Here is an 11,795-nt window from a genome sequence, read left to right as displayed (position 1 = left end):
TTGGTGAATACGGCCGAAACTACTCTTTTGAGCTATTGTTTGATAGGTAATAACATGGTAAGGGATTGTTCCATCCATAAAAAAACAGCGGCAATCTAAGACTCCATACATAAAGTCTTAAACTGCCGCTGCTCATACGTTGCTAAGTTTAATACAAATCTTTCGAAATTTTTTGTGCCATATACTCAATTCTAGGGGCCATCAGGCTGTCATCTGCTATTTTCATTGTATCCGGTTTGAACAACTGAGTTTTTTTAAGAGTGTAATATTCATACAGCACTTGATACACCGTCAAATGGTTGTCCATCAGGTATTTTACATCCAAAATATTTCGTAGAATCTCATCTTGCAAGACGATCAGCCTGCCATCAAGTCTATTAAATACCCCATTCTTCATTCCTTCTTCATAGAAAGCCAACTCCTGAGCTTCCCGCTCCTTCACCGCTTCTTTTAGCCGCTCATAGTTTTCAGGGTAGCTGCTTTCAAGCTCCCTCAGAAAAATATCTGTAATGTACTCTTTTAATAAAATCGTTTGTTCAAATAAATGCTGAAACCGTGGACCGTACGCTTGGCTTAATTCAGAATCTTCTATAATTTCGCGGATATATTTTACAAGACCCGTCACAATGAAAACCCGGATTCTCGGTCAACAAGGTTTAGAAGTCTCTGCTATAGGTTTGGGTACGATGGGGATGAGCATGGCATATGGCCCTTCCAATGAAAATGAAGGCATTGCGACAATTCGCCGGGCCTATGAGCTTGGTGTTAATTTCTTCGATACGGCCGAATTATATGGATATGGAAAGGGTCACAATGAACAGTTGCTGGGTACAGCCGTGAAGGATTTTCGTGACAAGGTAATCCTGGCGACCAAATTTGGTTTCGACATGACAGCCGAGCAATTCGGAACACGTTTCAATAGCCGTCCAGAAAATATCCGTAAAGTAGCAGAGAACAGTCTCCGCTATCTACAGACGGATTACATTGATGTTCTCTATCAGCATATTCCTGATCCTGATGTTCCTATCGAGGAAGTAGCCGGGGTCGTTGGAGATCTGATCCAAGAAGGAAAAGTTAAATATTTCGGTTTGAGTAATACAGGTTCCCGAACCATCCGCCGGGCTCACGCGGTCACTCCAGTGTCTGTGCTTCAGACGGAATACTCCATCTTCGAACGCGAGATTGAGGAGGATATACGACCCACTCTGAATGAATTGGGCATAGGTCTGGTCCCATACTCCCCATTAGGCAGAGGATTCCTGACAGATGCAGTGAAACCCTCCCACGAGTACGCCGAAGGCGATATGCGCCGGTTCGATGAACGTTGGCAAGGGGAGAACTATAATTACAACCTGAAGGCAACGGAGCAACTTCAAGAACTGGCTTCGAGCAAAGGAATCTCTGTAGCAGAATTAGCCCTGGCCTGGCTTCTTCACCAAGGAGACAATATCGTCCCCATCCCTGGTACACGCAGCGCTGCGCGGGTTGAGCAAAACATTGGCGCTGTGAACGTTCAGCTCACCCCAGCTGATCTTCAGCGTATTCAAGAGATCCTTCCGCATGGCTCAGCCGGCAGCCGCTATCCGGCTGGGATGTTGGAGAATTTCATTAGGGATTGATGGTTGAAACTACAAGCGTAACAAAGCCCACACCTGATGATCAGGATGTGGGCTTTGTTTTAACTTTCTTCCTTATAGCTTTGCAAGCCCGCGTTGCGCAAAGTTCCTCCGACATAGCCCAGCTCCCGGCGTGCAGCGGCATCGTTGACCGTGAACTCACGTCCGATCATGCGTATCATCGAGCGCGAGATCGGCGGATCCCCATCTTTCCGTGTGACAGCCCAGAACGTGTCGAGCAGCCGGCCAATGGCAGAGGCAAGCCAGTAGGGAATCGAACGCAGCTTATCGATGGACAGGCCCTGCAAGTTCGCGAGCGAGGTGACAAACTCACGGAAAGTCTGACCTTCCTGGTCTTTGATGAAGAAGGCATGACCACCTTCTCCGCGAATGAGAGCACATTGTATGGCTTCTACCACATTGTCCACGTGGCAGGTTGCAAAAGCGTAGTCTCCGCGGTTGATGAAGGCGAACTGTCCAGATCTGACGGCTTCTGGAAGCCCTTGACTAAAGGAATCACCAGGCCCCCAGATGGCCGGCGGACGAAGCGCGATGGTGCGAAAGTCAGGTTGGTTAGCTGCCAGAACCAATGATTCGGCCCGCGCCTTGCTTGCCAGGTAGGCGGAGAAGTGGTTCGGGAAAACCGGTGTGCTCTCATCAACGTTGCGGATAGGCGTGCCGCCATTATCCATGAGGATTCCCGCTGCGCTGATGTAAACGAATGTCTTCGCACCGGCGGACTCGGCTGCCTTCAACAAGGCTGCGGTTCCATTAACATTGGTGCGGAAGAAGGGTTCGCGTGGCCCCGAAAAGCGGAATAGGGCCGCCGCGTGCACAACCGCATCAATTACCGGCAATATCAGTGGCGTACTGCTTTCGAGATCGGCATCGACTGGCGTAGCACCCATGGACTTGAGTTTGGCGTGAGATGATATGGAGCGTGTGAGTGCGAAAATCTCATGACCGTCCTCTATGAGCTTCGGAATTAGGCGGCCGCCTAGCAGACCCGTACCTCCCGTGACAAGAATTTTCATTGTGTTCGTCCTTTCTGTTCAGGGTTTAGGATGGACCGGTCTTGCCTTTCACCGGAATCATGATACAATAAAAGATACCGTTTGGTATCTTTTATTGTACAACAAGCTGTCCTAGAATGAAATAGCGCCGGGCTCGGATATCCAAGCCAGCGTATGCGAGAGGAGATAAGAAGATGAAAATACGAACGTAACGAATTGTGTTACAATGAATTGGCGCTACGGGGCACTGAACAGAAATCGGGGCGGGAAGAAGGAAATTAATTATGAATAATGGGTTAATCAACGCTATTATCGCTTATATCATGTGGGGAGTGCTCCCGCTTTATTGGAAGTTGTTTAATGATGTGCCTGCAGGCGAGATTTTATCGCACCGGGTTGTCTGGTCGTTTATCTTCGTGGGTATTCTCGTCACCGTCCAGCGCCGCTGGGGGGATATGAAGCAGATTGTGGCTAGCCGTTCGCTCCTGCTGTCGCTCACCGCCAGCGGACTGTTAATCGCTGTGAATTGGCTCATTTTCATCTGGGCTGTCAACAACAACCATGTCGTTGAGACAAGCCTCGGCTATTATTTAAACCCGCTGCTGAACGTGTTATTAGCGATCTTCTTCCTTCATGAGAAGCCGAATCGGGGCCAGTGGCTCGCGATTGCCGTTGCTGGCGCGGCGGTGCTTATCATCGCAATCGACTATGGGCGATTTCCGTGGGTCGCCATCTCGCTGGCTGCGTCGTTTGGCTTATACGGCCTTGCGAAAAAAAAGATTGTGCTAAACGCTTCTGCAGGCTTGTTATCGGAGACGGTTGTAATGCTGCCCATTGCGCTTGGCTACTGGGTCTATCTGGCCTTCGCGGGCAAAGCAACGGCATGGACACTGCCTCCGTCCATGTTCACCGGACTACTGCTTTCGGGCGTAGTAACGGCACTGCCGCTGTTCTTCTTTGCACGGGCAGCCGCCCGCATGGCGTTCTCCACACTCGGATTCGTACAATACATTGGACCAACAATCATGCTGTTGCTGAGCATCTTTGTGTTTAAGGAATCGGTTTCCTCTACCCTGCTCATCGGGTTTGCACTCATTTGGACAGCGCTTGTTATATACGCAGTGGCATCCGTTCGTGGCACCAAAGTCACGAAGGTGAATGTTCAACATGATAAAAACTATGTATGACGAGTATATGACGAGACCTTCAGATGTCAGTTAGCCAAAACAAAAAAGCCGCCTCATTTCGGTAAAGGGTTTGTCCCCCTGCAATCTCCCGAAACGAGGCGGCCTCATGAAAAAAGCGCTGGGCTTTAACTATTGTTCAAACAACAATTTTGTAAATAGAATGCAAAGGATGCTGTATTCATGTGCATATGCTTATTATCCCCGTCTAACTTGCTGAGTAAAATACCTCCTTCGAGCAAGGAAAAGGTAAATGATGCAAGTGCATCCGCATTCAAATCCTCCTTAAACTCCCCACTATTTATCCCGCTCAGAATGATACTTTTTAGCGTATCCAAATGGTTATGCAGCCCTTGTCTTGCCCGGTCCCGAAGCTCCGCATGAGTATCATCACTTTCTACTGCTGTATTCTGCATAGGACATCCGCCAACAAATGGTGGATTACCCACAACATCTTCATAAACGCGAAAAAAAGCAAGTAATTTCCCTGACGCAGACTGCTCCCGGTCGACCTCCTCAGCGAATTTGCTGGAAACTACACTGGCAGCGTAGCTGTAGGCTTCAAGTGCAATCTCATCTTTATTGGTAAAATGCCGATAAATGCCCCCCTTTTTAATCCCGGTGTCGGCAATAATATCGTTTAACGATGTACCAGCATACCCTTTTTGATTAAAGATTGCTGCTGATTTCATAATAATGTGCTCTCTTGTCCGATCTCCTTTTTTCATAGGTTCCTCCAGATGATCTTATTCTAAATTAACATTATATCAAAATTTAAGCCGAAACCTTGCCAAAGGTTTAAGTTCTGATATAATAAAAGGTACCAAACGGTATCTTTTATTATAAAACAAACCCATTCTTAAGGCAAACTTGTTTGGCTTTGGAATGAGTTTGAAACGAATCAGGAGGAGTATTCAATGAAAATAAAAGTAGGCATTAATGGTTTTGGGCGAATTGGCAGACTCGCTTTCCGCCGCATTCAGGAAATGGAGAATATCGAGGTTGTAGCGATAAACGATTTAACTGACGCCAAAATGCTCGCGCATCTGCTCAAATATGATACTACACAAGGCACTTTCCAAGGCGATATTGAGGTTCATGAAGGAGCTATTTCTGTTAACGCCCAAGAAATTAAAGTGCTGGCCAACCGCAACCCTGAAGACATTCCCTGGGGCGAGCTTGGCGTAGCTATCGTACTCGAATGTACCGGTTTTTTCACCACCAAAGAAAAGGCAGAGCTGCACCTGAAAGGCGGAGCCAATAAGGTCGTTATTTCCGCTCCGGCAACAGGCGACATGAAGACCATCGTATATAACGTAAACCATGAAACACTGGACGGAACGGAAACCGTCATTTCCGCTGCTTCTTGCACAACGAACTGTCTCGCTCCCATGGCTAAAGCTTTGAACGATACATTTGGCATCCAGTCCGGGCTGATGACCACCGTTCACGCCTACACAGGTAACCAGAATACTCTTGATGCGCCAGAAGCAAAAGGAAACTTCCGCGCAGCACGGGCGGCAGCAGAGAACATCGTTCCTTACTCCACCGGTGCTGCTAAAGCTATCGGCCTCGTTCTTCCTGAATTGAAGGGGAAGCTTGATGGTGCATCTCAGCGTGTGCCTGTAGCAACAGGCTCCGTAACAGAACTCGTAACTGTTTTGAACACGAAGGTTACGGTTGAAGAAGTTAATGCCGCTATGAGACAAGCATCAGATCCAGAAACATACGGATACACGGAGGATGAGATCGTATCCTCCGATGTTAGAGGAATGACATTAGGTTCTCTTTTTGATGCAACTCAAACCAAAGTTCTAACCGTTGGCGACCTGCAACTGGTGAAGACTGTAGCCTGGTACGATAATGAAATGTCTTATACCGCACAACTGGTTAGAACATTAGAATACTTCGCCAAAATTGCCAAGTAACATCATTGCAATTCTGTATTGAGATGCAAATGTAACTGCAATATGTATAGCCCAAACCTTAGAGGTTTGGGCTTATTGATGTATACATATATGGCCTTATCACCCGCACCGGCTATATCCGCAATTCCCGCAAATCTTACACCCCTCAATATTAATCAGCGAGGCACTTCCGCAGGAAGGGCAGAGGTCGCGTGAAGCGACAGCATGGTTGTGTCCACCATGACCGCTATGGCCATCATCGGCAGCTTCTGCAGGAACGGTGGATTTCAATTCAGCGCTCAGCGCCTCGTTAAAGTCCAGCTCCAGAGTAGCCGCGATAGGTGCAGGGATATGGTCATCATGGGCGTTGTTCAGCACATGGGTCTCCAGGGCTTTGGCTACGGCGTCGGCGATAGACTCAACGCGGTTCGCGCCAAAGCCGATGGCGCCGGAGCCGCCGATGCCCTTGAGATGCTTGATCAGCAGGCCGACCTTCTCGCCGTGGTCGCCGTAGCGCAGGAACAGCGAGCAGACGCGGCCTAGAGCTTCCGCCATGGCGAAGACATCGGAGCCTGCTTTCCCGACATTCAGGAAGATTTCGGCCGGGATGCCATCAAGATCGTTGATAGTGATATACGCCATGCCGAATGGCGTGTTGATCTTATAGGTCGCACCGCGCAGCACCTGCGGGCGCTTCTTGTATTGCTTGTCTACTCCGCTGGCTGCTGGCTGCGGAGCGGGCGCTGTAGATACAGTAGCCGGAGCTGCGGGTGGAGCCTCCTTGGTCTCCACCGGCTCAACTACTGCCTGAGACTCCTTCTTGTCTTCCTTCTTCGCCGTTTCCAGTACCTGTACGTCACGGCTGCCGTCACGATAGATGGTTACGCCTTTGCAGCCGAGATCGAAGGCCATTTCGTACAGCTCGGCGGTCTCTTCTACCGTGAAGTCGGACGGGCAGTTCGCGGTCTTGGAGATGGAGCTGTCCACCCAGCGCTGAATCGCGGCCTGCACGCGGATATGATCCTTGGCGGACAGATCCATCGAAGTGACGAAGTATTCCGGCAGTTCCTCTCCCGGATGGGCTTCCAGCCATTCCTGGGCGATCGGCACGAACTGCTCGTCATAGCCGAGACGGCTCTGGCGGAAATATTTGAAGGCGAAATACGGCTCGATGCCTGTAGATGTACCGACCATGGTTCCTGTGCTGCCGGTAGGTGCCTGGGTAATTACAGTTACGTTGCGCATGCCGTGCTTACGGATTGATTCGCCGACTTCCGGGTAGACCTCGGTGATATTCCGCATGAAGCCGCTCTGCAGATATGGATCGGTGTCAAAAGCCTGGAACGAACCCTTCTCGCCCGCAATCTCGGCTGAAGCCAGATACGCCTCACGGGCCATGAAGCCGTAGAGCTTGTCCAGGAACTCCAGTGATTCCGGGCTGCCGTAACGGATATTCAGCTTGATCATCAGCTCAGCCAGTCCCATAGTGCCGAGACCTACGCGGCGTTCGAGCTTCTGGTTGGCTTCATTTTCCGGGAAATGATAAGGTGTCTTGTCGATGACATTATCCAGGAAACGCACGGAATACCGGGTCGTTGTCGCCAGATCTGCCCAGTCCACATCATGGTTCTCGGCGTCGTAGAACTTGGAGAGATTGACGGCAGACAGGTTGCACACGCCCCAGCCCGGCAGACCCTGTTCCCCGCAAGGATTAGTACATATAATCGGATTGAAATACCAGCTATTAGACATCTGATTATAATACTCCATGAAAACAACACCCGGCTCTGCTGATTTCCAGGCCGACTGGATAATCGTGTGCCAGACATCGCGTGCTCTGACCGTACGGTAAGGGATGACGCGGCGGTTATCCGCCTTCCATTTATCGAGATCACCGTCCCAGAGGGTGTCGTAATCCGGGTCAGTCGTATCGGGGAAGACCAGCTCCCAATCCAGATCCTCCTTCACAGCCTTCATGAAGCTATTACTCACACAGACCGACAGGTTGGCGTTCGTGACCTGGCCCATCGTCTGCTTCACGGTAATGAAGTCGAGCACATCCGGGTGCCAGTCGTTGATCATCAGCATCAGCGCGCCGCGGCGGCTGCCGCCTTGTTCAATCAGTCCGGTGGTATAGCTGAAGAGGCCGCCCCAGGAGACGGAGCCGCTGGAGGAGCCGTTCACCCCTCTGACGATCGCGCGGCGCGGGCGCAGCGAAGACAGATTGATGCCAACCCCGCCGCCGCGGGCCATAATCTCGGTCATCTCGGAGAGCGTCTGCATGATGCCGCCCCGGCTGTCTTTGGGAGAAGGAACGACATAACAGTTGAACAGCGTAAGCTCTTCACTTGCCCCAGCGCCTGCTGCAATCCGTCCGCCCGGAACCAGCTTCCAGTCATCCAGAATCGAGCGGAACCGGCTGGTCCACTCCTCCTGAAGCTCGGGTGTCTTCTCTACAGAGGCCATCGCAGCCGCAAGACGATCCCACATCTCCTCCGGCGTCTTCTCGATGTTCAGCGTCAGCTTCTCCACATCCGACTGCACCAGCTCGCCGCTGCGGGTTCGAACCGTAACGATCCGGCCCGTACGCTCCACAATCTCGCCAACCTCCTTGGTCGGGAACTTCGGATCGTCCTTGGTCAGGACAAGCACCACATCGCCTACCTTGGCATTATTGCTGTCTGCGTCCTTCCAGGCGTAACGGTCCAGGAATATTTTCTCGCTCAGACCCTCTAGACGCTTGTTGTGTTCCACTGTACTCAATACCAAAACCTCCCGGGGATGTAATAGTAGGTCACACTTCCGGCGGCAAGGCAGCCGTAGCCTGCTTGTCCGGCGGAAGCTCCTCTTGTCAATAACAAACAGCCGAAAAAATCCGCAAACCAAACAAAACTTCATGCTTTTGTAACAATATATGGTGTGCGTTAACTTTTAAACTATACCACATGTTGTGGATAGAGGTCTTTTTTGAAAAAGCAGCCCGGGGCAGGAATAACGGAAAAACAGGAAAAGAAAGGCTGATTTCCTCCCTCTTTCTCGCTTTTTTGCAGACTACGGAATTGAAAGTTTTCAGTGCTTAATCTCGCTGCCCGGAGAAAGACAGGTTATGAAATCTCTCTGAAACGAGCATACTACTGCTACGCATTTCGATATGAATCTGCGACGGAGGAGGCTGCAACATGACGCAATTATTCCGCAATTCCTTGCCCCAAGAGAAGGTAACTTCTGCGCCGCTGCTGCCTGTACCTCTATCTTTTGAGCGTAACTGGCTGCATGATCTGGAATCGAGACTGGATAAAGGCGGCCCGTGGGGCGACTGGCGGATGTCCCGACTGGCTGTACAGGGAGAGCAATCCGGCCTTGTGACAAGCTTCGATGAGCTGCAGTGTATGAAGCATCTGTCCGGGTTGTCCCCGCTCCCCCATCAGCTGGATACGGCGCATAAGGTGCTGTTTCAGATGTCGGGCCGGGCGATTCTCGCCGATGAAGTCGGCCTTGGCAAGACGATCGAAGCCGGGCTGGTGCTGAAGGAATATCTGGTGCGCGGGCTGGTGAGCAAGGTTCTGATTCTGGTTCCTGCCTCACTTGTCCTGCAATGGGTGCGGGAGCTGAATACGAAGTTCGGAATCTCTGCCGTAGCGCAAAAGAAAGCCTATTCCTGGGGCAATGACATTGTCGTCGCCTCGATGGATACCGCCAAGCGTGACCCGCATAAGGAAATGCTGCTGAGCCAGGAGTACGATATGCTGATTATCGACGAAGCCCATAAGCTGAAGAACAAGAAATCGACCAATTATCTGTTCGTACAGCAGCTCCGCAAAAAGTACTGCCTGCTGCTCACCGCCACCCCCGTGCAGAACGATCTCGGCGAGCTGTTCAACCTGATCACGCTGCTGAAGCCGGGCCAGCTTGGGAATCAGGGCGATTTTGCTACCAATTTCGTAGTGGATAAGCGCCAGCCCAAGAACGAGGTCCAGCTCAGGGGCGAGCTGTCCAAGGTCATGATCCGCAACCGCCGGGGCGAAGGCCCGGTGAATTTCACCAAGCGCAAGGTGCGCAATATCCCCCTCACTCTCTCCGCAGAGGAGAAGGCGCTGTATGACGGCGTGACCGCTTTTGTTAAGGACCAGTATCAGGAGGCGGGCGGCAATCTCAGCAGTATGCTCTCCCTGGTCACGCTTCAGCGTGAGGTGTGCAGCAGCCGGGATGCGGTGTTCGTTACGCTGGTGAATCTGATCAAGAAGCTTCCGGCCGATTCTCCGAAGCGCGAGCGGATGATGGGTCTGCTCCAGACCATCCGGACAGTCAAGACGAATACCAAGGCGGAGAAGACGATGGAGTTGATCCGCGGCATGAACGAGAAGGTTATCGTCTTTACGGAGTACCGCGCCACGCAGGAGTATCTGCTCCAGTATTTCCGTGACCATGGACTGCAATGTGTGACTTACTCCGGCGGGATGAACCGCGGCAAAAAGGACTGGATGATGGACCTCTTCCGCGGACGCGCCCAGGTGATGATTGCCACCGAAGCCGGCGGTGAAGGCATCAACCTGCAGTTCTGCCACCATATGATCAATTTCGATCTGCCCTGGAATCCAATGCGGGTCGAGCAGCGGATCGGCCGGGTCCACCGGCTGGGCCAGGAGAATGATGTGGTCATCTATAACCTCTCCACCGAGGGGACGATCGAAGAGCATATCCTCCACCTGCTGCATGAGAAAATCAATATGTTCGAGATGGTCATCGGCGGGCTGGATGTCATTCTGGAACGCTTCGAGAAGAAAGAGTCGCTGGAGAAAAGCCTCTACAAAATCGTCCTTGAAGCCCGCACGGACGAGGAGCTGCGCAGCAGTCTCGATGATATCGGCGATACCCTCAGCGAGCTGACCCATGCCGATCTGGATGATAGCGGGGTGCAAAGCTGATGCTGTCGCCTACGGAAGTACGCAAGCAGGTCATGGATTATCTGGAAGCGACCGAATGCACCATTCTTGAAGCCTCACCGCTGCATGTGACGGTGAAGCTCTCCCCGCGTGCGGACCGGATGCTGACGGACCGCCCTTATTACTGGGGCTTCGTGGAGCGCACCGGCGTAGATCCCGAGACCCTGTCCTTCAGCTTCGTCTTCGACCCGCAGAAGTACGATGAACTGGCCGCACAGGCTGCCACGCCTGCGGCCCGCTCGCGCGGCGGGGCAAGCCGCCCGGCAGGGGCGGCGGATACCGAAGCAAGCGCGGACCTTGGCGCGGCGCAGGGAGGAGCGGCGCTGCCGCCCGGGGTCTCGGCTGCGCCGGAGGACAGCATCCTCGCCCGGTACTTCGGCATCGTCCCGGCGTTGCCGCGCATTGGGCCGGGGATGATCCGCCGCGAGGATGTAACCTACGGCAGCAAGCGCCTGCGGCAGATCTGGTCGGCGGCGCGTGACGAAGGCCGGTGTCTCCAGCTGTTCGAGGACCCTGGCCTCAGGCAGCGGACCACCTTGTTCTCGGCCGCCTACGAGCCGTGGCTGGCGGTCTGCTATAAGGTCGAGATGACCTGTGACCTGAAGCGGGAGGAGCTGCATTTCATCGCGGTGTCGTTAACCTCAGGGCTGATCGTCCCGGACTTCGAGGCCCGGCTGGCAGGCAAGGAGCTGACACCCCGGCTGCCGGAGAACATTCATGTCCAGCCGTTCGAGCTGGGCATCACGGACGGAGCCGACCGGCTGGAGGGATATCTGACCTCGAAGCTGGCGCTGCTCGACTATACCTGGGCCGAAGAAGCCCGCGAGCGGCTGGAGCTGGAGCTTAGCATCGTGGATATCTATTACGCGGAGCTGCTCAAGGAGCAGGATGAGGAGAAGCGCCTGGCGATCCAGGAGCAGTACAACCGCCGCCGTCAGGAGACCTCCTGGCAGTATGAGCCGCAGATTGCAGTTTCTGCCGTAACGTATGGATTGTTTCATCTGCGCAGCACATAGAATGCGACCTTGTCCGCTAAAACCAGGCAAAAAAACAGCGAAACTCCCGCTGCCTGCCGCGACAGCAAGCAACAGCCTTTTCAGGGCTTGTCCCCTAGAATGAACAGTAAGAAGAA

The 11,795-nt window shown here is 52.6% G+C and carries 9 protein-coding genes; 5 read left to right on the top strand and 4 right to left on the bottom strand.

The window, feature by feature from the left end:
* Positions 1–148: 148 nt before the first annotated feature.
* Positions 149–625 (bottom strand): TetR/AcrR family transcriptional regulator, encoded by a 477-nt coding sequence (locus tag MHH28_RS01630; RefSeq protein WP_405110876.1) that lies wholly within the window; start codon positions 623–625, stop codon positions 149–151.
* A 1-nt stretch (position 626) separates the two neighbouring features.
* Here MHH28_RS01630 and MHH28_RS01625 point away from each other — a divergent pair, with 1 nt between their 5' ends.
* Positions 627–1,619: an aldo/keto reductase gene (locus MHH28_RS01625; RefSeq protein WP_405110873.1), complete on the top strand. Its 993-nt coding sequence runs from the start codon at positions 627–629 to the stop codon at positions 1,617–1,619.
* Positions 1,620–1,678: 59 nt separating this feature from the next.
* Here MHH28_RS01625 and MHH28_RS01620 read toward each other — a convergent pair whose 3' ends face one another.
* Entirely contained in the window at positions 1,679–2,650 is a 972-nt protein-coding gene (locus tag MHH28_RS01620) for an NAD-dependent epimerase/dehydratase family protein (protein ID WP_405110870.1), read from the bottom strand.
* A gap of 263 nt (positions 2,651–2,913) precedes the next feature.
* Between MHH28_RS01620 and rarD the strand changes: the two genes are divergently transcribed.
* Entirely contained in the window at positions 2,914–3,816 is a 903-nt protein-coding gene (gene rarD / locus MHH28_RS01615; RefSeq protein ID WP_405110867.1) for an EamA family transporter RarD, read from the top strand.
* Positions 3,817–3,941: 125 nt separating this feature from the next.
* On the opposite strand, the gene MHH28_RS01610 is transcribed toward rarD, so the two are convergent.
* Positions 3,942–4,541 carry a TetR/AcrR family transcriptional regulator gene (locus MHH28_RS01610; protein WP_405110865.1) on the bottom strand — a complete coding sequence of 200 codons (600 nt, stop codon included), beginning with the start codon at positions 4,539–4,541 and terminating at the stop codon, positions 3,942–3,944.
* 189 nt (positions 4,542–4,730) lie between these two features.
* Here MHH28_RS01610 and gap point away from each other — a divergent pair, with 189 nt between their 5' ends.
* Positions 4,731–5,741 (top strand): type I glyceraldehyde-3-phosphate dehydrogenase, encoded by a 1,011-nt coding sequence (gene gap, locus MHH28_RS01605; RefSeq protein ID WP_405110862.1) that lies wholly within the window; start codon positions 4,731–4,733, stop codon positions 5,739–5,741.
* A 99-nt stretch (positions 5,742–5,840) separates the two neighbouring features.
* Here gap and MHH28_RS01600 read toward each other — a convergent pair whose 3' ends face one another.
* A complete protein-coding gene (locus MHH28_RS01600) occupies positions 5,841–8,483 on the bottom strand; it encodes an adenosylcobalamin-dependent ribonucleoside-diphosphate reductase (RefSeq protein WP_405110860.1) in 2,643 nt (880 codons plus the stop codon).
* Positions 8,484–8,899: 416 nt separating this feature from the next.
* On the opposite strand from MHH28_RS01600, the gene MHH28_RS01595 reads away from it, so the two are divergent.
* A complete protein-coding gene (locus MHH28_RS01595) occupies positions 8,900–10,645 on the top strand; it encodes a DEAD/DEAH box helicase (protein ID WP_405110857.1) in 1,746 nt (581 codons plus the stop codon).
* Positions 10,642–11,679: a YqhG family protein gene (locus MHH28_RS01590; RefSeq protein ID WP_405116787.1), complete on the top strand. Its 1,038-nt coding sequence runs from the start codon at positions 10,642–10,644 to the stop codon at positions 11,677–11,679. The genes MHH28_RS01595 and MHH28_RS01590 overlap by 4 nt, the downstream gene beginning before the upstream one ends.
* Positions 11,680–11,795: the final 116 nt, after the last annotated feature.

It is taken from the genome of Paenibacillus sp. FSL K6-1217, assembly GCF_045040735.1.
Lineage (GTDB): Bacteria > Bacillota > Bacilli > Paenibacillales > Paenibacillaceae > Paenibacillus_AQ.
Note: the sequence above shows the minus strand (reverse complement) of the source record. Positions and strands in the feature narration are given on the sequence as shown.